At 38.8% G+C, this 21,557-nt stretch carries 26 protein-coding genes and 2 pseudogenes; 21 read left to right on the top strand and 7 right to left on the bottom strand.

Annotated features, from left to right (window positions below):
* Positions 1-100: 100 nt before the first annotated feature.
* The 9 genes from WKT08_RS05255 (at position 101) to msr(D) (ending at position 9,815) form a co-directional block, all read left to right on the top strand.
* Complete coding sequence (locus WKT08_RS05255) at positions 101-439, top strand: YlbF/YmcA family competence regulator (RefSeq protein ID WP_003014453.1); 339 nt, start codon at positions 101-103, stop codon at positions 437-439.
* A gap of 170 nt (positions 440-609) precedes the next feature.
* Positions 610-1,893 (top strand): 3-phosphoshikimate 1-carboxyvinyltransferase, encoded by a 1,284-nt coding sequence (gene aroA, locus WKT08_RS05260; RefSeq protein ID WP_340280549.1) that lies wholly within the window; start codon positions 610-612, stop codon positions 1,891-1,893.
* Positions 1,886-2,371, top strand: a complete 486-nt coding sequence (locus WKT08_RS05265; RefSeq protein ID WP_340280551.1) for a shikimate kinase — start codon at positions 1,886-1,888, stop codon at positions 2,369-2,371. Before aroA ends, WKT08_RS05265 begins: the two co-directional genes overlap by 8 nt.
* Positions 2,362-3,216, top strand: a complete 855-nt coding sequence (gene pheA, locus WKT08_RS05270) for a prephenate dehydratase (RefSeq protein ID WP_340280553.1) — start codon at positions 2,362-2,364, stop codon at positions 3,214-3,216. The genes WKT08_RS05265 and pheA overlap by 10 nt, the downstream gene beginning before the upstream one ends.
* The gene (locus WKT08_RS05275; RefSeq protein ID WP_049490723.1) at positions 3,213-4,526 is read left to right on the top strand and encodes an LCP family protein; all 1,314 of its coding nucleotides are present in this window, start codon (positions 3,213-3,215) and stop codon (positions 4,524-4,526) included. Before pheA ends, WKT08_RS05275 begins: the two co-directional genes overlap by 4 nt.
* Positions 4,527-4,588: 62 nt before the next feature.
* Positions 4,589-5,944, top strand: coding sequence for a 23S rRNA (uracil(1939)-C(5))-methyltransferase RlmD (gene rlmD, locus WKT08_RS05280; protein ID WP_340280556.1), 1,356 nt, complete (start codon positions 4,589-4,591; stop codon positions 5,942-5,944).
* Positions 5,945-6,458: 514 nt separating this feature from the next.
* Positions 6,459-6,629, top strand: a complete 171-nt coding sequence (locus tag WKT08_RS05285) for a hypothetical protein (RefSeq protein ID WP_000873143.1) — start codon at positions 6,459-6,461, stop codon at positions 6,627-6,629.
* Between the two features lie 385 nt (positions 6,630-7,014).
* A complete protein-coding gene (mef(A), locus tag WKT08_RS05290; RefSeq protein WP_340280559.1) occupies positions 7,015-8,232 on the top strand; it encodes a macrolide efflux MFS transporter Mef(A) in 1,218 nt (405 codons plus the stop codon).
* A 119-nt stretch (positions 8,233-8,351) separates the two neighbouring features.
* Entirely contained in the window at positions 8,352-9,815 is a 1,464-nt protein-coding gene (msr(D), locus tag WKT08_RS05295; RefSeq protein ID WP_000420313.1) for an ABC-F type ribosomal protection protein Msr(D), read from the top strand.
* Positions 9,816-9,932: 117 nt separating this feature from the next.
* Here the strand turns inward: msr(D) and WKT08_RS05300 are convergent, their stop codons facing one another.
* The 4 genes from WKT08_RS05300 to WKT08_RS05315 are packed head-to-tail and all read right to left on the bottom strand — an operon-like array spanning position 9,933 to position 11,177.
* On the bottom strand, positions 9,933-10,232 hold the full coding sequence (locus WKT08_RS05300; RefSeq protein WP_001072467.1) for a DUF5960 family protein: 300 nt from the start codon (positions 10,230-10,232) through the stop codon (positions 9,933-9,935).
* Positions 10,219-10,587 (bottom strand): hypothetical protein, encoded by a 369-nt coding sequence (locus WKT08_RS05305; protein WP_000567222.1) that lies wholly within the window; start codon positions 10,585-10,587, stop codon positions 10,219-10,221. The genes WKT08_RS05300 and WKT08_RS05305 overlap by 14 nt, the downstream gene beginning before the upstream one ends.
* A gap of 12 nt (positions 10,588-10,599) precedes the next feature.
* A complete protein-coding gene (locus WKT08_RS05310; protein WP_000806926.1) occupies positions 10,600-10,935 on the bottom strand; it encodes a DinB/UmuC family translesion DNA polymerase in 336 nt (111 codons plus the stop codon).
* Positions 10,932-11,177, bottom strand: coding sequence for a hypothetical protein (locus tag WKT08_RS05315; protein ID WP_001813542.1), 246 nt, complete (start codon positions 11,175-11,177; stop codon positions 10,932-10,934). Before WKT08_RS05315 ends, WKT08_RS05310 begins: the two co-directional genes overlap by 4 nt.
* A gap of 423 nt (positions 11,178-11,600) precedes the next feature.
* On the opposite strand from WKT08_RS05315, the gene WKT08_RS05320 reads away from it, so the two are divergent.
* The 8 genes and pseudogenes from WKT08_RS05320 to WKT08_RS05355 all read left to right on the top strand — a co-directional run bounded on the left by WKT08_RS05320 (position 11,601) and on the right by WKT08_RS05355 (position 16,999).
* Entirely contained in the window at positions 11,601-12,353 is a 753-nt protein-coding gene (locus WKT08_RS05320) for a CPBP family intramembrane glutamic endopeptidase (RefSeq protein WP_340280567.1), read from the top strand.
* Positions 12,354-12,441: 88 nt separating this feature from the next.
* Positions 12,442-12,933 carry a nucleotidyltransferase gene (locus WKT08_RS05325; protein ID WP_340280569.1) on the top strand — a complete coding sequence of 164 codons (492 nt, stop codon included), beginning with the start codon at positions 12,442-12,444 and terminating at the stop codon, positions 12,931-12,933.
* A gap of 93 nt (positions 12,934-13,026) precedes the next feature.
* Positions 13,027-13,188, top strand: a pseudogene (locus WKT08_RS05330) (VOC family protein); the annotation flags it as partial.
* Positions 13,189-13,209: 21 nt separating this feature from the next.
* Positions 13,210-13,533 carry a TfoX/Sxy family protein gene (locus WKT08_RS05335; protein WP_070665998.1) on the top strand — a complete coding sequence of 108 codons (324 nt, stop codon included), beginning with the start codon at positions 13,210-13,212 and terminating at the stop codon, positions 13,531-13,533.
* Between the two features lie 245 nt (positions 13,534-13,778).
* Positions 13,779-14,207, top strand: a complete 429-nt coding sequence (gene aac(6') / locus WKT08_RS05340; protein WP_340280572.1) for an aminoglycoside 6'-N-acetyltransferase — start codon at positions 13,779-13,781, stop codon at positions 14,205-14,207.
* 120 nt (positions 14,208-14,327) lie between these two features.
* On the top strand, positions 14,328-15,206 hold the full coding sequence (locus tag WKT08_RS05345) for an aminoglycoside phosphotransferase family protein (RefSeq protein ID WP_340280574.1): 879 nt from the start codon (positions 14,328-14,330) through the stop codon (positions 15,204-15,206).
* A gap of 132 nt (positions 15,207-15,338) precedes the next feature.
* The gene (locus WKT08_RS05350; protein ID WP_340280576.1) at positions 15,339-16,124 is read left to right on the top strand and encodes an alpha/beta fold hydrolase; all 786 of its coding nucleotides are present in this window, start codon (positions 15,339-15,341) and stop codon (positions 16,122-16,124) included.
* Between the two features lie 21 nt (positions 16,125-16,145).
* Positions 16,146-16,999 (top strand): annotated as a pseudogene (locus tag WKT08_RS05355) (ADP-ribosylglycohydrolase family protein).
* 104 nt (positions 17,000-17,103) lie between these two features.
* Here WKT08_RS05355 and WKT08_RS05360 read toward each other — a convergent pair.
* The 3 genes from WKT08_RS05360 to WKT08_RS05370 are packed head-to-tail and all read right to left on the bottom strand — an operon-like array spanning position 17,104 to position 19,432.
* Positions 17,104-17,820, bottom strand: a complete 717-nt coding sequence (locus WKT08_RS05360; RefSeq protein WP_340280578.1) for an ABC transporter permease — start codon at positions 17,818-17,820, stop codon at positions 17,104-17,106.
* Positions 17,817-18,632, bottom strand: a complete 816-nt coding sequence (locus WKT08_RS05365; RefSeq protein WP_340280580.1) for an ABC transporter ATP-binding protein — start codon at positions 18,630-18,632, stop codon at positions 17,817-17,819. The genes WKT08_RS05360 and WKT08_RS05365 overlap by 4 nt, the downstream gene beginning before the upstream one ends.
* A complete protein-coding gene (locus WKT08_RS05370; RefSeq protein WP_340280582.1) occupies positions 18,629-19,432 on the bottom strand; it encodes a MerR family transcriptional regulator in 804 nt (267 codons plus the stop codon). The genes WKT08_RS05365 and WKT08_RS05370 overlap by 4 nt, the downstream gene beginning before the upstream one ends.
* A gap of 435 nt (positions 19,433-19,867) precedes the next feature.
* Between WKT08_RS05370 and relB the strand changes: the two genes are divergently transcribed.
* The 4 genes from relB to WKT08_RS05390 are packed head-to-tail and all read left to right on the top strand — an operon-like array spanning position 19,868 to position 21,401.
* Positions 19,868-20,161, top strand: coding sequence for a type II toxin-antitoxin system RelB/ParD family antitoxin (gene relB / locus WKT08_RS05375; RefSeq protein ID WP_049474732.1), 294 nt, complete (start codon positions 19,868-19,870; stop codon positions 20,159-20,161).
* Positions 20,154-20,492, top strand: coding sequence for a type II toxin-antitoxin system RelE/ParE family toxin (locus tag WKT08_RS05380; RefSeq protein ID WP_070594508.1), 339 nt, complete (start codon positions 20,154-20,156; stop codon positions 20,490-20,492). The genes relB and WKT08_RS05380 overlap by 8 nt, the downstream gene beginning before the upstream one ends.
* Positions 20,493-20,504: 12 nt before the next feature.
* Positions 20,505-20,942: a hypothetical protein gene (locus tag WKT08_RS05385; protein ID WP_340280587.1), complete on the top strand. Its 438-nt coding sequence runs from the start codon at positions 20,505-20,507 to the stop codon at positions 20,940-20,942.
* 15 nt (positions 20,943-20,957) lie between these two features.
* On the top strand, positions 20,958-21,401 hold the full coding sequence (locus WKT08_RS05390) for a GNAT family N-acetyltransferase (RefSeq protein ID WP_445330262.1): 444 nt from the start codon (positions 20,958-20,960) through the stop codon (positions 21,399-21,401).
* The last annotated feature ends 156 nt before the right edge of the window (positions 21,402-21,557 follow it).

Here is a 21,557-nt window from a genome sequence, read left to right on the forward strand (position 1 = left end):
GTCTAAAGAAGGATTTGCGTCAAAATCCCTGCTTCATTTTAGGAATATTGAAGGAAAAGCAGTATAATAGAAGTATCTTATCAGTAAAGGAGCCTAGAAAATGGCAAATATTTATGATGTAGCAAATGAACTCTCTCGGACCCTGCGAGACCTTCCTGAATACAAGGCTGTTGTAGAAAGCAAGCAAGCGATCGAGGCAAATCCAGAAGCGAAAACCTTGTTTGACGAATACGTCGCTTTTCAAAATCAACTGCAAGGCTTGATGCAATCCGGTCAACTTCCAACAGAAGCTGTGCAACAAGAAATGAAGGATTATATGGAAAAAATCCAAGCAAGTCCGATTGTGAATGAATTTTTCACCAAACAACAACAATTATCTATTTATCTTGCGGATCTCGAAAAGATCATCTTTGAGCCAATTCAAGATTTATACAAATAGGAATGCTACCAGAGTTATAATTTCAACTCTGGTATTTTCGTTCGCCAGTAGAAGAAAAGAAGCTCAAAAAAAGCTAGGAAACATTCGTTTTTTGTTCCAAATTTTTGATCAAAAATTGAATTCATACCTTAATTATGATAGAATATGAGGAAAAGCATCTGGAGAAGGCAATGAAATTAAGAACCAATAGCAAGGGTCTCAGGGGCACCATTCGTGTGCCTGGTGATAAATCCATTAGTCACCGATCCATTATTTTTGGGAGTCTCGCAACAGGTGAAACCAAGGTCTATGATATCTTGCGAGGCGAAGATGTGCTCTCTACAATCCAGGTGTTTCGAGATTTAGGAGTCTCCATCCAGGATGACGGGGATGTGATTCGGATTCAAGGGGTAGGCTTTCAGGGTCTTCAAGCTCCGACCGCTCCCCTTGATATGGGTAATTCAGGGACTTCTATTCGTTTGATATCAGGTGTCCTAGCGGGCCAGGATTTTTCAGTGACCATGGTCGGAGACGATAGTCTTTCAAAACGGCCTATGGATCGTGTCGCTCTTCCACTGTGTCAGATGGGAGTAGAAATTGCTGGTCAGGGAGAGCGTGATTGCCCGCCTTTGCATGAAAAAGGAACCCATCAGCTACAACCGATTCATTACCGTTTGCCAGTCGCATCGGCTCAAGTCAAGTCGGCTCTTATCTTTGCTGCTCTACAGGCTGAGGGTGAATCGACGATTATCGAGAAGGAAAAGACCCGTGACCATACAGAGGATATGATTCGCCAATTTGGTGGGGAGATCCAGGTAGACGGAAAAACTATCCACATCCAGGGTGGACAAGAGTTCAAAGGTCAAACAGTCATTGTTCCTGGAGATATTTCCAGTGGGGCCTTTTGGTTAGTGGCTGGCCTCATTCTTCCAGAGAGTGTGATCAAGATTGAAAATGTTGGCATCAACCAAACGCGGACAGGGATTCTCGATGTGATCCAGGAAATGGGGGGAGATCTCACCATTGACGATCGCGATGAAAAAGCGGTTTCTGCGAGTCTCACTGTCAAGACTTCGTCTTTAAAAGGAATTCGGATTGATGGGGAGTTGATTCCACGCTTGATTGATGAATTGCCGATTATTGCTTTACTAGCGACACAAGCAAATGGTCAGACCGTGATTGCGGATGCTGAAGAGCTTCGTGTGAAAGAAACGGACCGCATCCAGGTCGTAGCAGATAGCCTCAATGCCATGGGAGCTAATGTCGTGCCAACGGAAGACGGCATGATCATCACTGGACCGACACCCCTACATGGAGCAGACTTAGAGACCTTTGGTGATCACCGGATTGGGATGATGGCTGCCATTGCTGCCTTATTGGTGAGAGATGGAAATGTGGTGTTGGATCGGGCAGAGGCCATCAACACCAGTTACCCTAGTTTTTTTGAAGATTTGGAGACCTTACTGCATGGCTAAAATTTTACTTGGTTTTATGGGAACAGGTAAAACGACCGTTGGTCGCATTCTTGATCCAAAGTTCCATGATATGGATGAATTAATTGTTGAAGAGATCGGTATGTCAATCAATGACTATTTCGAAGTGGAAGGAGAAGCTGCCTTTCGTCGTCGCGAGGCTGAAATGCTGGAGCGTTTATTGGAAAATGAATCGGCCATCATCTCCCCTGGAGGTGGGATTGTGGTCAACCCTCATAACCGTGCACTCTTGGAAAAAAATCCTCACAACATTTATCTGCGGGTAGATTTTGAAACCTTGTACAGCCGCATTCAAAATGACAAAGCCATGCAACGCCCCGTCTTTTTGAACCACACCAAAGAAGAATTCAAAAAGATTTTTGATGGACGTTTGCCTTTGTATGAGGATATTGCTACCCATATTGTGGATGTCGAGGACAAAACACCTGAAGAAATTGCGGAGATCATTCGATGCTTGTAGGCTATCTTGGTCCCAAGGGATCTTTTACCCATGATGTGGCGACTCATAGCTTTCCAACTTCTGAACGCATTGCCTATCGGACGATCACAGATGTCATCAAGGCTTATGAGAATCACGAGATCGATTTTGCGGTTGTCCCAGTTGAAAACTCGATTGAAGGTAGTGTCCATGAGACCATTGATTACCTCTTTCATCAAGGGACCATTCAGGCCGTTGCAGAAGTGGTCTATCCCATCAAGCAACAGCTCTTGGTGGCTAAAAAAGACCGCCCCATTCGAACGGTCTATTCGCATCCACAGGCCTTGGCCCAAGGGAAGGCTTTTCTAAGGGCCCATTATCCGGATGTGGCCATGGAAATGACGGCTTCAACAGCTTATGCGGCTCGCTATGTAGCAGAGCATCCAGACTTGGAAATTGCAGCGATTGCCCCTCTGGCAGCAGCCAGTGAGTATGGCTTGGAAGTCCAGGCCAAAGACATCCAAGAAATCGAGGACAATTATACACGTTTTTGGATTTTAGGGGCAACAGAGCCAGCGATCTCAAAAACTTTAAGTCCGGCCCTTCAAAAAGTTAGCTTGGCCTTGACTTTGCCAAGTAACTTGGCAGGAGCCCTCTATAAAGGCTTGTCAACCTTTGCTTGGCGGGGGATCAATTTAACCAAGATTGAAAGTCGACCCCTAAAAACAGCTTTAGGAGAATACTTTTTCATTATTGACCTCCTAAACGAAGCGCCTGATCTTTTGCAATTTGCCTATCAAGAATTAGACAGTTTGGGCATTCAGACAAAAGTCTTGGGTCAGTATCAGGTCTATACCTTAAAAGATAACGGAATGGAGAAAAGATGAGTAACGAATCCAACTTTCTATCTCACCACGAGCGAAAGCGATTAGAGTACTTATACTCAAATTTTCATTATTTGAATGAACGAGAACAACTAGAATACAATTACCTGCTCAAGAAGAGCCAAGGAGCTTATGAGGAAGCAGAAGCCCTTCAACCTGAGGTAGACGCTACAGAAGAAGTGCAAGGTGAGATTGCTGAACCGATTGGGGATCTCCCTGTTTACCAATCACGTAGCAAAAAGTCTAAGAAAAAAGCAGTTGCTGCGACGAGCGATATACCTAAGAAACCACGGAAAAAGATCCGCGTCAAGCGGATCCTCAAGTGGCTTGCTCTCTTTTTCTTGCTCATTATTGGCGGCATGGTCTTCATGTTTGTGAAAGGTCTCAACAGCAAGCCGACAGGTCCAGATGCCAAACCGGCTGTCGTTGAGAAATTTAACGGCAAGAAGTCGCGAGATGGGGTCAATATCCTGATTTTGGGGACAGATGGTCGGATCGGTGAGAAGTCAGATGAGACACGGACAGACTCCATCATGGTGGTCAATGTCAATAACAAAGAAGGCAAGATCAAGATGGTCAGCTTCATGCGGGATACACTGGTCCATATCGATGGAGTGAGCCAGCAAAATATTCCTGAATATGATGGCTACTACGACCAGAAGCTCAATACGGCCTTCACCATCGGGGAGCAAAATAACAACCAAGGGGCTGAATTGGTGCGTCAGATGCTCAAAGACAACTTTGACATTGACATCCAATATTACGCTATGGTCGATTTTAAGACCTTTGCGACAGCGATCGATACCCTCTTCCCAAATGGGGTCGAGATGAATGCGCAATTTTCAACGGTTGATGGCGAAAAAGTCAGTGAAGTAGAAGTACCAGACGATTTGAACATGAAAGACGGTGTCGTTCCGCAGCAAACCATCAAGGTTGGAAAACAACGGATGGATGGCCGGACCCTTCTCAATTACTCGCGTTTCCGTAAGGATGATGAAGGAGACTTTGGTCGGACCCGTCGCCAGCAAGAGGTCATGTCCGCTATCATGCATCAGATCAAGGATCCAACCAAACTCTTTACGGGATCAGAAGCCCTAGGGAAAGTCTTTGCCATGACGTCTACCAATGTTCCTTTCTCCTTCCTATTGACCAATGGACTTGGACTAGTCGGAAGTGCTGGAAAAGGAATTGAACGAGTGACCATCCCAGAAAATGGGGATTGGGTCGATGCCTACGATATGTACGGTGGCCAAGGCTTGCTCGTTGATTTTGATGCTTATAAAAAGAAATTGTACCAAATGGGACTGAGATGATATAATAAGGGGATAGGAGTTTTGGACTCCACCCCTTTTAATTTGTAGAAAGATAGAAAACGATGTTAAAGAAAAATGAAATTGTAACCGTTGAGATTGTCGATTTGACCCACGAAGGAGCAGGAGTGGCTAAGGTCGATGGCCTAGTCTTTTTTGTGGAGAATGCCCTGCCAGGAGAAGTTGTCCGCATGCGCGTGCTTAAAGTCAACAAAAAGATCGGCTACGGAAAAGTAGAGGAGTACATAGAAAAATCGCCTCACCGCAATGAAGAGCTGGATCTTGCCTATTTACGAAGCGGAATCGCCGACTTGGGGCACCTGGCTTATCCCGAGCAACTGAAATTCAAGGCCAAGCAGGTCAAGGATAGTCTATATAAAATGGCAGGAATCTCTGATATCGAAGTACCCCTGACCTTGGGAATGGACCATCCTGTCCAATATCGCAACAAGGCCCAAGTCCCTGTTCGTCGGGTCAATGGCCAGGTCGAAACAGGCTTCTTTCGCAAGAACTCTCATGATTTGATGCCGATTGAAGACTTTTATATCCAAGATCCCGTCATTGATCAAGTGGTCTTGGCGCTTCGAGATTTGATTCGTCGTTTTGACCTCAAGCCTTATGATGAGAAGGAACAGTCTGGCTTGATTCGTAACCTTGTGGTTCGTCGAGGACATCATTCTGGAGAAATCATGGTCATTTTGGTCACCACTCGTCCTAAGGTGTTTCGTGTGGACCAGTTGATCGAGCAGCTGATCAAGCAATTCCCAGCTATCAAATCTGTTATGCAAAATATTAATGACCAGAATACCAATGCCATTTTTGGAAAAGAATGGCGTACACTTTATGGTCAAGATTACATTACCGACCAAATGTTGGGCAATGATTTCCAAATCTCTGGACCAGCCTTTTACCAGGTCAATACAGAAATGGCAGAGAAGCTTTATCAGACAGCTATTGACTTTGCGGAGTTAAGTGAAGATGATGTGGTCATCGATGCCTACTCAGGAATTGGGACCATTGGACTATCCGTCGCTAAACATGTCAAGGAAGTCTATGGTGTAGAGGTCATTTCAGAAGCCGTGGAGAATAGCATTAAGAATGCAGAATTGAACGGTATCACCAATGCCCACTATGTCTGCGATACAGCTGAAAATGCCATGAAAAATTGGCTCAAGGAAGGCATCCAACCAACCGTGATCTTGGTTGACCCGCCACGCAAGGGCTTGACCGAAAGCTTCATCAAAGCAAGCGCCCAAACAGGAGCAGACCGCATCGCTTATATTTCATGTAATGTCGCCACCATGGCGCGTGATATCAAATTCTACCAAGAGCTAGGCTACGAATTGAAGAAAGTCCAGCCGGTGGACCTATTTCCGCAAACGCATCATGTTGAGGCGGTAAGTTTGCTAGTCAAGGAGTAAAACGACGAAGATTAGCATTTACTTCCGCCCATGCGATAGCTGTCCGTGATTGACAAGTGCTAGCACGCAGACAGAACGGAGATAGCGAACCGCTGAGTGTGTCGCTCTGCTCGTAAAAGCTTAGAAACCTTTGAACGAAAGGGATAATGAAAGCCTTGATTGCAAGGCTTTTTGCTTTATGGTGGGTAAGTATCAGAGTGAGAAAATTTTTGGAATGAGTAGAAGTGATAGCTAGAAATTATCAGTTTCTATTTCCATTTACCCTGTGGGTACGTGTTTGTTTCCATTGACAAGGAGTTTGTGGGAATAGAAATGTACCCACCTTGTTTGAATCAAGTGAAGTGTAGTTGAAGGAAATCTGTTGAAAGCAATACTTCATTTTACCGAATAAGTAATAATTTAGGCAACTTCAAATCGATTAAAAAAAACTATTTTAAAGGTTAAGAGTAGACAAAAATTGTCCACTCTTTTTTGCAAACTCAATTTATCAATAAATGAAATGAGGGAATGTAAAATGAAATATTTTGAGGTTGAGTTAGAAAATCCTGATGAATTTTTAAAACTACAAACAGAAGATTTTGTGAAAGCTAATCGCTTGCTACTAAGGAAGATAATCCAGAGCGTTACAGTCTATGAAGAAAACTTCGTCATATCCTTTAAATCTGGCATCGAATTGGAAGTATGAGTCTCATTCCATAACTTTTATATTGAACATATCATCTTGTTGTGTTATACTATAAATTGATATAAACAAAGATGTAGGAGGAACCGAAACTATGACAGCCTCAATGCGTTTAAGATAAGCTGGCAATAAAAAAAGCAGAATCTATACCCGATGATAGGCTTTTTTGTTGTGCTTATTTATACGATATTGAGCATTCATTAGTTACGGTGAGGATATTGGTTATTTAACTATACCTTTATTTAACTATGTCTTTAATATGAATGTTTCCAAATTGTATGTATGCAGACCAAAAGCCACATTGTGGGGTTTGGCCTGCATTTTTTATTGCCTAGAATGCTATTCAAAATAGAAATTCAAGCAAAATAATATGCAGGAGATAATATAAATGGAAAAATACAACAATTGGAAACGAAAATTTTATGCAATATGGGCAGGGCAAGCAGTATCATTAATCACTAGTGCCATCCTGCAAATGGCGATTATTTTTTACCTTACAGAAAAAACAGGATCTGCGATGGTCTTGTCTATGGCTTCATTAGTAGGTTTTTTACCCTATGCGATTTTGGGACCTGCCATTGGTGTGCTAGTGGATCGTCATGATAAGAAGAAGATAATGATTGGTGCCGATTTAATTATCGCAGCAGCTGGTGCAGTGCTTGCTATTGTTGCATTCTGTATGGAGCTACCTGTCTGGATGATTATGATAGTATTGTTTATCCGTAGCATTGGAACAGCTTTTCATACCCCAGCACTCAATGCGGTTACACCACTTTTAGTACCAGAAGAACAGCTAACGAAATGCGCAGGCTATAGTCAGTCTTTGCAGTCTATAAGCTATATTGTTAGTCCGGCAGTTGCAGCACTCTTATACTCCGTTTGGGATTTAAATGCTATTATTGCCATCGACGTATTGGGTGCTGTGATTGCATCTATTACGGTAGCAATTGTACGTATACCTAAGCTGGGTAATCAAGTGCAAAGTTTAGAACCAAATTTCATAAGGGAGATGAAAGAAGGAGTTGTGGTTCTGAGACAAAACAAAGGATTGTTTGCCTTATTACTCTTAGGAACACTATATACTTTTGTTTATATGCCAATCAATGCACTATTTCCTTTAATAAGCATGGAACACTTTAATGGAACGCCTGTGCATATTTCTATTACGGAAATTTCCTTTGCATTTGGGATGCTAGCAGGAGGCTTATTATTAGGAAGATTAGGGGGCTTCGAAAAGCATGTATTACTAATAACAAGTTCATTTTTTATAATGGGGACCAGTTTAGCCGTTTCGGGAATACTTCCTCCAAATGGATTTGTAATATTCGTAGTTTGCTGTGCAATAATGGGGCTTTCGGTGCCATTTTATAGCGGTGTGCAAACAGCTCTTTTTCAGGAGAAAATTAAGCCTGAATATTTAGGACGTGTATTTTCTTTGATCGGAAGTATCATGTCACTTGCTATGCCAATTGGGTTAATTCTTTCTGGATTCTTTGCTGATAAAATCGGTGTAAATCATTGGTTTTTACTATCAGGTATTTTAATTATTGGCATTGCTATAGTTTGCCAAATGATAACTGAGGTTAGAAAATTAGATTTAAAATAAACAATATTGGAGGAATATTTATGTATCTTATTTTCATGTAACTCTTCCTGCTAAAATCGCAGGGTTTTCCCTGCATACAAGCAAATGAAAGCATGCGATTATAGACAGGAGGAAATGTTATGGAATTAATATTAAAAGCAAAAGACATTCGTGTGGAATTCAAAGGACGCGATGTTTTAGATATAAATGAATTAGAAGTATATGATTATGACCGTATTGGTTTAGTAGGAGCAAATGGTGCTGGAAAAAGCACTTTACTCAGGGTACTTTTAGGAGAATTAACTCCCCCAGGATGTAAAATGAATCGTCTGGGTGAACTTGCCTATATTCCCCAGTTGGACGAAGTAACTCTGCAGGAGGAAAAAGATTTTGCACTTGTAGGCAAGCTAGGTGTTGAGCAATTAAATATACAGACTATGAGCGGTGGTGAAGAAACAAGGCTTAAAATAGCACAGGCCTTATCGGCACAGGTTCATGGTATTTTAGCGGATGAACCTACGAGCCATTTAGACCGTGAAGGAATTGATTTTCTAATAGGACAGCTAAAATATTTTACAGGTGCACTGTTAGTTATTAGCCATGACCGCTATTTTCTTGATGAAATAGTAGATAAAATATGGGAACTGAAAGATGGCAAAATCACTGAGTATTGGGGAAACTATTCTGATTATCTTCGTCAGAAAGAGGAAGAACGTAAGAGCCAAGCTGCAGAATACGAACAATTTATTGCGGAACGTGCCCGATTGGAAAGGGCTGCGGAGGAAAAGCGAAAACAGGCTCGTAAAATAGAACAGAAGGCAAAAGGTTCTTCAAAGAAAAAAAGTACTGAAGACGGAGGGCGTTTAGCTCATCAAAAATCAATAGGAAGTAAGGAAAAAAAGATGTATAATGCTGCTAAAACCCTAGAGCACAGGATTGCGGCCTTAGGAAAAGTAGAAGCTCCGGAAGGCATTCGCAGAATTCGTTTCAGGCAAAGTAAAGCATTGGAGCTCCATAATCCATACCCTATAGTCGGTGCAGAAATTAATAAAGTATTTGGGGATAAGGCTCTGTTTGAAAATGCATCTTTTCAAATTCCGTTAGGAGCAAAAGTGGCGTTAACTGGTGGTAATGGAATCGGAAAAACAACTTTAATCCAAATGATCTTAAACCATGAAGAAGGAATTTCTATTTCGCCTAAGGCAAAAATAGGTTACTTTGCACAGAATGGTTACAAGTACAACAGTAATCAGAATGTTATGGAGTTTATGCAGAAGGATTGTGACTACAATATATCAGAAATTCGTTCAGTGCTAGCATCTATGGGGTTCAAACAGAACGATATTGGAAAAAGTTTATCTGTTTTAAGCGGTGGAGAAATTATAAAATTGTTGCTTGCTAAAATGCTCATGGGTAGATATAACATCCTAATAATGGATGAACCCAGTAACTTCCTTGACATACCAAGTTTAGAGGCTTTGGAAATACTAATGAAGGAGTACACCGGAACTATCGTGTTTATCACCCACGATAAACGATTACTCGAAAATGTAGCAGATGTAGTTTATGAAATTAGAGATAAGAAAATAAATCTGAAACATTAAATTTAAGGTAGTCGCTGGTCAGTATAGTCTGTTCTGGTTGGCGACTCCATTGTTAAAGAGTATAAAGACTTTAGATTTTATGAATATTAAAAATAGGAACAGTCAATTGAACTGCTCCTATTTTTCTGCTAAATATATTGTAGTTTTCTTATATGTATAATGATAGATTAGCGGATTCTCATCTACGGTACTTACTTCAAATATGAAGAAGTGATCGCGGTTATCTCTGGACTTTTCCTTATTGAGGACAAAGTAATTCTTACGTGAAGTCGCCATTGTTTTTAGGATATCATCAGTTAGGAAGGTCAATGGAATATTCATGTTAGAGTAGCGGTAGAAGTCACGTTCAAAATCTTGGTAGCTCTCGCTATAATAGTCCATTTGTAGGTGATTACGCTGAAACTCAAGCTGATTCATAGAGCACCTCCTCGACAAGTTCAATACTAATAATGTCTTTTAATTTCAAATTGATGTGACCTGTTGTAGTTTTTATCAAAATGAAATCTTTGGTCAGACTTGGTATTGTTCCAGTGTAGGAAACACGCTTGTTTTTTTCAATCACTTGAATGCGTGTGCGTAGCTGCCCGGCGTATACTTGACTGAGGAGTAATAATTTCTTCTCTAGTGATAAGTCAGACATGTACGTTACTTTGTTTGTATCATCAGAGAGTGCTGATGCATGTTCAGATAGGAAAAAGCCCATCCATTTTTGCATCTTTGTATCCTGGTACTCTCTTGCTGATTGAAATGGTAAATATGAACGGTCAATCATATCAAATCCTTTCTATGCAGAGGCAAGGGTATTTTTATCAAATTGAATCGTAAAACCTTGAATTCCCCCACCTGTGTAACATTCTTTAAAGCGATTGATTACCTCAGTATAGATTATCACAGATGAGCTTGTTGGCTTAATGCTAAATGTAAATTCCAATGGTAATCGGTTTTCAGATTTAGCATGTACTAGTCGTATCGATATTTCAGTTGTTTTGAGTTTTCTCTGACGAAGTTTTGAAGTTGCTGTTTCAACGATTCCATGTAAAAATCTTTCAAGCATTTCAATATCATTACATCCTTTGCTACGGATTTCTGAAAATTGTACTGTATTTTTTTCTTGTTTCATTTTAATCCCTCCAATCCACCCGCGGAATGACCACCGATAAGTTTACTGCGTTCAATATTTCTGGAACCTTCAGTTAGGACGGTTCCTTTTTGTATGGCTAAAAAACCAAACTGTTCTCTGACAACATCAATAGCTGTCTGAAGTCTATTATCTTTTTCAATTTGTTCTACATCATCAAAGAGTGATAGTAGAGTATAGCTTTCATCTACGAAGCCACTATAAGATACACCAATTTGTCTCACTGCACCAGAGGTGTATTTTTTCGGAATAATACAAGTACATGACTCACCATTGTTTTGGGGAGATTTGCGGGTTCAATTTTATTCTGAGCATTTATAGATTTTTTCATCTCAGTCCTAGAATAGCCAATATGAATAGAAACGACAGTAGTCAATACTAGGGCTACTGTTCCGTTCCACAGTATCATTTAAAAATCATTTTCACACCCTTTCGTCTATTAGTATAGAAGAAAGCTCTCAGCACATGTTGAGTGTGTAGCTCTGCTCGTAAAAGACTAGAAACTCTTGAACGAAAGGGATACTGAAAAGCCTTGATTGTAAGGCTTTTTTTGTATTTTTGTGATAAAATATAGGTGGTTATAATCAAGACCAACTAATAAGCAGTAACAAATATTACATTTAAAATAATCAAGATATGGAAATGAAATGACAGAAATTGATAAAAGGAATTTAAAAAATTATCTTTATATTACATTTGGAATTACTTATATAACTTGGGGGCTTCTTGCTATAATTACGCAATCACATATTTTTGAATTAGAAACGATTATAGGTAGAACATTACATATAGTAGGTGCACTTGGACCAGCTATTGCAAGTGGCTTTTATTTGAAAAGGAATAATATAAAATTTAAACATTTTCTATTTAGTAAGAAAGAAAATAGTAGTATTTATTTCATTATTCATTTGTTAGCAATTTTGATACTATTTTCTGTATCTTCCTTAGAATTAAACGGAGTATCAATTTACCTGATGCCACTATTCTTTATTCAATTAATCTTTTTTGGTGGTGGTCACGAAGAATTAGGATGGAGAGGCATACTACAACCCTTACTTGATAAAAAATTTACTTATTGGAAATCTAATTTGATTGTAGGATCAATTTGGGGGATATGGCATCTGCCTTTATGGTTTATTGTTGGAGAAAGTCATCAAGGATTTCCTTTTATTTTATTTTTTATATATACGTTATTTTTAAGTTTTGTTTTAGGGCTTCTTTACCGTCAAACGCAATCTGTGGGGTATTGTATTTTATTTCATGCGTTCGCAAATTTGTTAAATCTCTATTTTGTGTTGAAGATTAATCTTACTTTTATTATCATTTTTATAGCTTATTTAATTTATACTATATTAGCGAGTAATAGAATTAGTAAGGAAAAGAATTTGTATCCAAAATAACTGGCTATACTCTAGAAAATGAAGATGATTTTGTTCAAGGTAATAAAGTAGAAATAACGAACATTTATATGAAAGGTTTAGAGTATACATGAGTCTCTTATTTGAAGAATTTAAAACCATTTGTTTCCATTTAAATCGAGTTGGAATTGCACCAACACTGATGGGTTCTTTGGGATTGGAGTATAGAACGAAAGAAAATTGGGAGCCGTCTGACATTGACATTCATGTGCCTGGTGACCCTAGAGGTTGGGAAGCACCTGATTATCTCAGAATTTATGACTGGGATAAGATAATGAAAGTGATGAAAGACTTAGGCTACGTCTTAATAGATATTCATGAGCATGAATTCAAAAAGGATCGAGTGAGTATTGAATTTGGAAGTATCGATTCCTTACCTGATTTTGCAGGAGTCTCGGAATCGGATATAGAGCTTATTCACATTGAAGGCATCACTTTTCGTCTTCCAAGTCTGGAGCAGTATCTAAGTATTTACAAAGCTTCTTCTCAAGACTCCTATCGAAATGATCACAATAACAATAAGGATTTTAAAAAGATCGAGTGGCTGGAAAGACATTTGTAAATTATCATATGAAAAGTAGTAAGTTGTAAGACTGGCTGCTATGTTATTTTTATTATCATTTTATTGCTTATTTAATTTATACTATATTGGCTAGTAATAGAATTAGTAAAATCAGGTGGAAAAATTGTAAAAGAGCCACAGGGACTTTTCTGGGGTAGATATCAAGCATATTTTTCGGATTTAGATGGATATTATTGGGAAGTTTCTTGGGGACCCAATTTTCAATTTGATGAAAATGGACTATTGAAATTTTAGTAATTAAGTGAGATAGCAAAAATGGCTTCAAGTAAAGAATATTTAGATTTCATTTTAGAACAATTGTCTGAGTTGGAAGAAATATCATATAGAGCAATGATGGGTGAATATATAATTTATTATCAAGGGAAAATCATGGGTGGGATTTATGATGATAGATTTTTAGTGAAGCCTGTCAAAACTGCAATAGCGTATATGCCGAATGTAGAATACGAATTGCCGTATGAAGGTGCAAAGGAAATGCTATTGGTAGATGATGTTGACAACAAAGAATATTTAACCGGCTTATTTAATTCAATGTATGATGAGTTACCTGCACCAAAACCAAAGAAAAAGAAATTATGAAATCTCAGTTTATCTAGGTTATACCATTTAACGATAACCTTATGCTATCGTTAAAAAGTTTATAGAACAGACAAGACTATCTAGCATAATTAGTGTTCACTCGTTTCATGTTGAGGTCGTACCACTGCTCTTCCAATCTGAGACAGTCGAAAAGTAGAAGGGGATGGTATTGGTATCAATCAATGAGTAACAAAGTAACAGCATGATTCGTAACATTTGCTTGTAATTTGCGGAGGAACATCAGTATGGATGGAATAACAAAAGATTCTATAAAAACGGCTAAACTAATGAAACAATTATGGCCCCAATTGACCGATAAAGAAGCTATTGATGAAGTAAAAAAATATACGAATGGCAAAAATACTGCAATCTTTAATGAAGTTGAAGGCGACACAATTGTAGGTCTAGCACTATGTTCACTCAGATTTGATTATGTTGAAGGTTGTAAATATAGTCCTGTTGGATTCTTGGAAGGGATTATTGTCGACGAGGAATATCGTTTAAAGGATATTGCTAAAAATCTCTGTACAAAATGTGAGGAATGGGCGAAAAATAAAGGATGTAAGGAATTTGCAAGTGACTGTACTTTAACGAATACGGATTCTATAAGATTTCATCTCAATATTGGATTTCAGGAGGCAAATAGAATTATTCACTTTAAGAAGAAATTATAATTTCAGAACGTGGTCAAAATTTATGTATCTATAGGAAGTGTAAAAGAATGGACGGACTACGAATTACTTTTCATTAGTTAAGAATATAGTAATGTTGTAAAGTTAATCGAGGAGTTATTGATGGATTATAGTAGTAAGATAGCCATAAATAAAGGCTGGTCAGATGATAAAAAATATTGTGTGACAGATCAAAAACAGCAAAAATATTTCTTGCGTGTTTCTGATAAGGAGAAGTTAGATTCTAAAAGATTTGAATTTGATATGATGGAGAAAGTAGCTTCTCTTGGAGTCCCGATGTGTAAACCGATTAGCATAGAACTCTGCGATGACGAAGTACATTCTTTACACGAATGGATAGACGGGAAAGATGCTCGAGAAACCATTTTAACTGTTTCAAAAGAACAACAATATACTTATGGAGTAGAAGCAGGAAGAATCCTTCGAAAAATTCATTCATTCCCAGTTACAGAAGTTCGAGAAGATTGGGAGGTCTTTTATAATCGAAAAATTGATGATAAAATCTCCAAATACAAAGAATGTCCCGTTCAATATGAAAATGGTCAGATCTTTATTGATTTTTTAAATGCAAATCGAGAATTGTTAAAAGATAGACCTCAGGTTTTCCAACATGGAGATTATCATATAGGAAATTTCATGATTGGTGAAGATCGTAAAATTTATGTCATTGACTTTGATCGATTTGATCTTGGAGATCCTTGGGAGGAATTCAATCGTATTGTATGGTCTGCTCAAGTCTCTCCCTCTTTTGCGTCTGGTATGATAGATGGATATTTTGATCATAAGGTTCCGGATTTTTTTTGGAAGCTTCTCGCTATCTATATTCTAAATAACATAGTTGGTGCTCTGCCATGGTCTGTTCCATACGGAGTTGAAGAAATATCAGTAATGCAACATCAAGCTAAGGAAATTTTGGAATGGTATGATGATATGAAGCAAATCATTCCTAGTTGGTATTCGAACAAGAAGAAGATAGAATAATATAAACGTTGGAATATCAATTTGGGGAAAATATGCCACTTTTGTTTGCTCAAATTTAAACACATCTAACTATTTTTAACATAGATAGTTTTTATCACTACAAGTTAAAGTGGTACAGTAAGGAGTTTAAACATGAAATTCCATGAATTTGGGGATAAGAATTTGCCTCCTATCTTACTGATACATGGCGGTGGCAGTTCTTGGTGGAATTACCTTCGTCAAGCACGGATCTTATCAAAAGACTACCATGTTATTTTGCCTACTTTGAATGGCCACGGTGAAGAATATCAACTAGATTATGTTTCTACTGAAGATTCTGCTTTGGAGATCCTAGACTATGTCAAAGCAAACTGTGGTGGAAAGGTGTTTGCGATCGGTGGCGTTTCACTTGGTGGTCAAATTGCCATGGAACTTTTGTCATTAGACAGCGAGATAGCTGAGAAGGCTATCATAGATGGAAGCATCTGTATTCCTCAACCAAGGTTGGCTAAAATCAGCATCTTTCTAGTAGCTCTATTTGGTAAATTGATGTTCAGTAAATTCTCTTGCAAACTTCAATTAAGCATGATGAAGAAACTCTATCCTAACCTGGCTTATCCAGAGGAAATAAAAGCTTATTATTTGGAGGATTTGCCAAGGACGCCTACCAAAACATTGGTGACCATTTACAAAACTTATATGGGGCGATACAGGCTCAAGGACACGATTTCTGCTAGTAAGGCGCAGGTTCTGTATATCTATGGTGAAAAAGAATTAAACTGTGTGAAAGCATCAGCGAAATTATTTCAGCAGCTACATCCCAACACGATCCTGTATGAAGCAAAGGGATATAACCATGGCTATTTATCAGCTTACCTGCCTCAAGAATGGATTGATTTGGTTGAGCCGTTTTTAAAGAGTGATCCATTGGAAATCTGATATGCTGTAAGGAGGATTCTTATGTTAGGAGCAATAGTAGGAGACATTGTAGGTTCTGTTTACGAATGGGGCAATATTAAAACGAAAGACTTCCCATTATTTCGTGAGGATTGTTTTTTCACGGACGATACGGTTATGACCTGTGCTGTTGCTGAAGCAATTCTAAATGGTGGTCAGAAGGATGACTTTATTGATGCCATGAAGAAATATGGCAGAATGTATCCCGATGCTGGGTACGGGCCTAGATTTAATACATGGATTCAAAGCAATGATTGTTCCCCTTATAATAGCTTTGGCAATGGCTCTGCCATGCGTGTTTCTCCTTGTGCTTGGGTGATGGATTGTGGTTTCTGTGCAAGAACAGGTACTTGGCCATCTAGTAGAAATCTTGCGAGAATTTCTGCAGAGGTGACTCATAACCATCCAGAGGGTATCAAAGGAGCTATGGCGACGTCTGATGCTATCTTTATGTGTCGTTATTACTTTGGAGGTTACTGTGGCGACTACGAGCAACCAATCAATGATGATCCGGCAGAATGTAAGAGACGCATCAGGGAATACATAGAGAAAGAGTACGGATATAACCTTTCTCAATCACTCGATGACATTCGTCCTAACTATCATTTCAACGCAACCTGTCAGGATACGGTACCTCAAGCCATCATTGCTTTTCTTGAAAGTACAGATTTTGAAGATGCAATTCGAAATGCCATCTCTCTTGGCGGGGACAGTGATACTCTTGCTGCCATCACAGGGAGTATAGCAGAAGCAGCTTATGGAATCCCTGACTGGATTAAGGATAAGGTCTATACCTATCTAGATGAGCCTTTAAAAATGTGCTTAGCCGATGGGAGCAAGAAGTTTCAATAACATAACAGAGATTAGATAAAGACAACCAAAAACACTAAAGCGACGAGATAAGTAACAATCTCGTCGCTTTTGCTTAAAAGTTAATGTTGCTATGGATTTATTCAGGCACCTAGTTAGATTTTTGCTGATTCAAGAGGAGGATACAAGTCATTACTGAGATACAGGATACAAGAATCAGATACCAAAGATTTTCAAGACCAAAACCATGATCTAGCATCAAGCGGTATCCCCAAGAAGCGGGGAAAAGACGCCCGATTGCTTGAAGAAAATCAGGTAGTAAGATGCTAGGAAACATGATTCCTGAGAGCATAATTGAGGGTAAAAAGACAAGTTGCGCTATCATGGTAAGCTTTGCTTGATTTTTTACAGTAAGGCCCAGTATACTTCCGATACTTAACGATACGAAAATGTAGATGGCCAGTGCGAGAAAGAATAGGGGAAGTTGATTCGGTAGACTTGCTTTAAATAAAATTGGAGCAAGTAGTAGGATCACTATGCAAGTCATTATCAAATGAACAAAGGCAGAGAGAACCATGGTCACCAATCCTAAGTGAATAGGCACACCATTTGCTTTATAAATCTTTTTTATGTCGCTTCCGTATGTTTCAATCAAGGAAGGCGGTAAGCCGAGAAAGGCCCCCATGGAAACACTCATGACAATCATTGACTGTATGAGTGTACTACCCATTTCAGGCATAACGGAAGTAAAAATACCACCCATGAGAAGAAAGAAAATAAGCGGTACAATATAGTAAGTAACCAAGAGAGACTTACTTCGTATGTCCAATTTCCACTGTAATGCTAGGCTATATAAGAATCCATTCATTCCGATCCCCTCCTTGCCATTTCGATGAAATGCTGCTCCAGTGTACCACGATCAACCTTAATATCCAATACCTGGATATTTTTCTCTTTGCATTCTTCCAATAATGAAATCAAAGTGTCCTCGATCGTACCTGTTTCAAAAGATTCCTCTCCGTCCTGGGTCTTTAAATGGATGAAATATTTTCTTCCCAACCTGTCTGTCAGTTCTGAAGGAGTACCACAAAAGACAATCTTTCCACTATTCAAAATAGCAATGCGGTCACATAAGGTTTCAACTTCGGCCATATCGTGGCTTGCCAAAACAATTGTCTTGCCCTGTGATTTGAGCTTTCGGATTTGTTCATGGAGGGATAGTCTTCCTTCAACATCAAGTCCCGCTGTCGGTTCATCGAGAAAAATAATATCCGGATTACTGATAAGTGCAAGAGCAAGATGTAATCTTCTTTTTTGACCGGTGGATAATTCTATGTATTGCGACTCCTTCATTTCTTTTATGCCAAGGGCCTTTAGCATAGCATCATCAATGTATGTATGATTCCATTTTGCAAAGAGCTTTATGGCTTCCATCGGTTTGATGTGGATGGGTAGAGAGGAGGACTGTAGTTGAATTCCGGTTTTCCCGTTTACAATTATAGTGCCTTCATCATATTTTCTCAGACCTTCGATACATTCAAGCGTGGTTGTTTTACCAGCTCCGTTCACTCCGAGCAGAGCAAAGATTTCTCCTTGTTTGATTTGAAAATTGAGACCTCTAAGAACCATATTGCTACCATAACTTTTCTTTAATCCAGAAACTTCTATTGCGTCTTTCATGGTTCTACCTCCTCAAGGGGATTGATTTCAAGTCTTGAAAAATAGACTTGTAAAGCAGGTCCTAAATAATCATTAACGATTTTTTGCTTTTCTTCCCAAGCGTTTGTAGCGATGCCGATATTCCCGACCTCCATTAACTTCGGAAGCATGCTCATATCACCATTTGTAAACTCCATAATCAAGCTCCAGTATTCTTGCACAACCTGTTGGCATTGTTCGCTTTCAGCTGGCACGTTTTCTTTTTGAAGCTCCACGATTTGATCACTTAGGCGGTTCAACCTATCCATAAAATCTTGTCCGCTTTTCTTGTCAAATCGACTGCGTATCTGGTCGAGCGTATCATCATCAAAGCGCTTAATGAGAGAGTAGGAGTCATTCTTCATCTGTAGATTGACGATAATATCTGCATACTTCTTAAAATTGACCATTTGTATTTGCAAAACTTCTGCCTTTAACTGCTCTATTGCGATCAAAGAATTCTTAAGTTGTTCTATATTTTTACGAAGAACATCTGCCTGCTCTGTAAGAGCCTTAGCAACATCATCAGGTGTTTTTAAAGAGATCAAAAGGCTCTTTATATCCTTGAGAGAAAAGCCTAGTGATTTTAAAGATAGAATCTGATGGAGTAGCACTATATCTTTATCGGTATAAAGCCTGCGACCTCCCTCACTTTCTGCCGATGGGGAAAGCACCCCTTCTTTATCATAGTATTGTAAAGTACGGACGGTAACCCCCATTTTCTTAGCAAGTTGCCCAACTGTCATAAATCCTTCCGGAATTGCTCTATATTTAGCCATCATTACCCACCTCCTCATACTTATTATACATCGTTACGTAAGGTCATGAACAAGATTATTTTTAAAAAATTTCCTTGACAAAAACTTTTTTATTTTCGAGAAAAGAAAGAGACTTCAGAGAAAAAAGAAGCATGTGACATAATAAGTCCTAAATATTGACGTAATTCCGACCCTTTAGAATATTATGGATCTGTATGTGTCATGATTTAGAAAAGCAAAGCACAAGTACAAGATAATCAATAGCAAACACAAGGTGATAGACAGAACAATCTATCACCTTTTTCCGTTTTAAAACTATTTGTCACCAGTTACGCACTCAAATTTCTTATCTCTTACAACTTTTATTTAGTGAAAGAGGAATCCTTTTTTCACTTGAATCCCTTCTCTTATGTATGGTAGAATGTATATACAAATTGTATGTACAAAGGAGAGGTAGAAATGGCAAACACGAAAGCAGTGAATTTTCGAGCAGATGAGATGTTTTACCAGAAAACAAAAGAGGTACTTGCTGATGAAAAAATTTCTGTGTCAGATGTCCTAAATGCAGCACTTCGAAAAATTGCTAACGGGACTGTGGATCCAAGAGAATTTGTTTCAAGTGATTTGCAGAACACGCAGTATCAAGTGGCCTTTGAGGATTTGAAGAAGGAGATTTTAGTTGGGCACCAGGAAATTGCTCAAGGGAAAGTCACTTCTGTAGCCGATGTGAGAAAGGAATTTGGTCTTGACTAAGTTGAAACGCTATCAGGTCTTTCTTGCAGATCAGGCTAAGCAGGACTTGCGTGGCATTCACGACTATATTCTTGTGAATTTTTATAGCCAGCAAGCTGCAGATGGCAAAGTTGATTTGCTATTAAGTGCTCTTGAGACCCTAGAACTGTTTCCAGAAGCCTGTCCTCTGGTATCAAGCCGGGGCTATGGTGAGATGACGAATGATGGGAAACCCTATCGTTATATGCCAATAGAGAACTATCTCGCATTTTATTATATTGAGAAGCATACAGTGTATGTTGCTCGTATACTCAGTGCAAAGCAGGATTGGGTCAAGATTTTTTATAAGTAGGATGAGGACCCCATGTTAAAATCCAATAAGCTAATCATTTTTTTAATTTCTCTACCTTTTCTGATGGTCCTTGTTTTCTATTCGCTCAATGGGCATCCTGGATATAGTGATGATAGTAATTTCATCAGAAGTCACGAATCTGCTATTAAGCGTGAGATCATCGCAAACTTAGCTCGGGAAAAGCAGGGCATAGAATCTGTGACCTTATTACCAAATACTGCTAGGGGCGAGTATGATAATGGTGGTGATGTGAGTGGACATTACCATATCTATTTTACAGCCTACGTCAATCATAATCGCGAGCGAACGATAAGCATAGAACTATTCTTCCCAGATGCCAGCATCCCCCCTTTCACCTTGTTTCCTCCCAACCCTTATAAAGACAAAGGCAAAAAGATGTCCAATTGGGTGATGGGGAATATTGAAGTATCGGAAGAAAGCTCTAAATAGAAATAAGAACAATTCATGATGAATAGAATAGTAGACGATCAGATCACTCTTATTCCTTATTATAGGAATGATGAGATCTCCCTTCTTTGGTATCAAGATAGTGAGGTTTGCAAACAGGTGGATAATACTGATCAGATTTACGATGTAACAAAACTTCAAAAAATGTATGATTACCTATCTTCACATGGTTCTTGCTATTATATCCAATATGAGGGAGTGTTAGTTGGAGATGTGACACTTCAAGATAATTCAGAGCTTTCTATAGTGATCAGCAAAGAGTATCAGAATTTACAGATCGGAAGACGGTGTATTTCTGAAATGATACAGTTGGCCAAAGAGAAAAAAATGGTTAAGGTAACTGCTCAAATTTATCATTTTAATACTCAAAGTCAAAGAATGTTTTTGGCTTTGGGATTTCAGAAAGTAGACGAAGAGTGGTATGAATATAAGTTGATTTAGGATTGTTGTAGATCATTTTATATATTTAAATACTGGTCCGTATTTTGTATATCAAAGAACATCAAATTGAAAATTAACTCATTAAAAACATATAATTGAAAGATGAAGCTGGTATAAATGTAGACTTGCTGTAAAAACTTGGTATAGGGGATCCAT

The organism is Streptococcus sp. HCA-5024, assembly GCF_037890265.1.
Classification (GTDB): domain Bacteria; phylum Bacillota; class Bacilli; order Lactobacillales; family Streptococcaceae; genus Streptococcus; species Streptococcus lingualis.

Bases quoted from the DNA above. Each gene is read 5' to 3' on its own strand.
- WKT08_RS05255 (WP_003014453.1), top strand. From the start codon at position 101: ATGGCAAATATTTATGATGTAGCAAATGAACTCTCTCGGACCCTGCGA.
- WKT08_RS05335 (WP_070665998.1), top strand. From the start codon at position 13,210: ATGGCTTCAAGTAAAGAATATTTAGATTTCATTTTAGAACAATTGTCT.
- WKT08_RS05370 (WP_340280582.1), bottom strand. From the start codon at position 19,432: ATGATGGCTAAATATAGAGCAATTCCGGAAGGATTTATGACAGTTGGG.
- WKT08_RS05325 (WP_340280569.1), top strand. From the start codon at position 12,442: ATGAGTCTCTTATTTGAAGAATTTAAAACCATTTGTTTCCATTTAAAT.
- WKT08_RS05320 (WP_340280567.1), top strand. From the start codon at position 11,601: ATGACAGAAATTGATAAAAGGAATTTAAAAAATTATCTTTATATTACA.
- WKT08_RS05385 (WP_340280587.1), top strand. From the start codon at position 20,505: ATGTTAAAATCCAATAAGCTAATCATTTTTTTAATTTCTCTACCTTTT.
- WKT08_RS05390 (WP_445330262.1), top strand. From the start codon at position 20,958: ATGATGAATAGAATAGTAGACGATCAGATCACTCTTATTCCTTATTAT.
- relB (WP_049474732.1), top strand. From the start codon at position 19,868: ATGGCAAACACGAAAGCAGTGAATTTTCGAGCAGATGAGATGTTTTAC.
- aroA (WP_340280549.1), top strand. From the start codon at position 610: ATGAAATTAAGAACCAATAGCAAGGGTCTCAGGGGCACCATTCGTGTG.
- WKT08_RS05305 (WP_000567222.1), bottom strand. From the start codon at position 10,587: ATGATTGACCGTTCATATTTACCATTTCAATCAGCAAGAGAGTACCAG.
- WKT08_RS05275 (WP_049490723.1), top strand. From the start codon at position 3,213: ATGAGTAACGAATCCAACTTTCTATCTCACCACGAGCGAAAGCGATTA.
- WKT08_RS05365 (WP_340280580.1), bottom strand. From the start codon at position 18,632: ATGAAAGACGCAATAGAAGTTTCTGGATTAAAGAAAAGTTATGGTAGC.
- WKT08_RS05265 (WP_340280551.1), top strand. From the start codon at position 1,886: ATGGCTAAAATTTTACTTGGTTTTATGGGAACAGGTAAAACGACCGTT.
- WKT08_RS05345 (WP_340280574.1), top strand. From the start codon at position 14,328: ATGGATTATAGTAGTAAGATAGCCATAAATAAAGGCTGGTCAGATGAT.
- rlmD (WP_340280556.1), top strand. From the start codon at position 4,589: ATGTTAAAGAAAAATGAAATTGTAACCGTTGAGATTGTCGATTTGACC.
- WKT08_RS05285 (WP_000873143.1), top strand. From the start codon at position 6,459: ATGAAATATTTTGAGGTTGAGTTAGAAAATCCTGATGAATTTTTAAAA.
- WKT08_RS05310 (WP_000806926.1), bottom strand. From the start codon at position 10,935: ATGAAACAAGAAAAAAATACAGTACAATTTTCAGAAATCCGTAGCAAA.
- WKT08_RS05350 (WP_340280576.1), top strand. From the start codon at position 15,339: ATGAAATTCCATGAATTTGGGGATAAGAATTTGCCTCCTATCTTACTG.
- WKT08_RS05300 (WP_001072467.1), bottom strand. From the start codon at position 10,232: ATGAATCAGCTTGAGTTTCAGCGTAATCACCTACAAATGGACTATTAT.
- pheA (WP_340280553.1), top strand. From the start codon at position 2,362: ATGCTTGTAGGCTATCTTGGTCCCAAGGGATCTTTTACCCATGATGTG.
- WKT08_RS05360 (WP_340280578.1), bottom strand. From the start codon at position 17,820: ATGAATGGATTCTTATATAGCCTAGCATTACAGTGGAAATTGGACATA.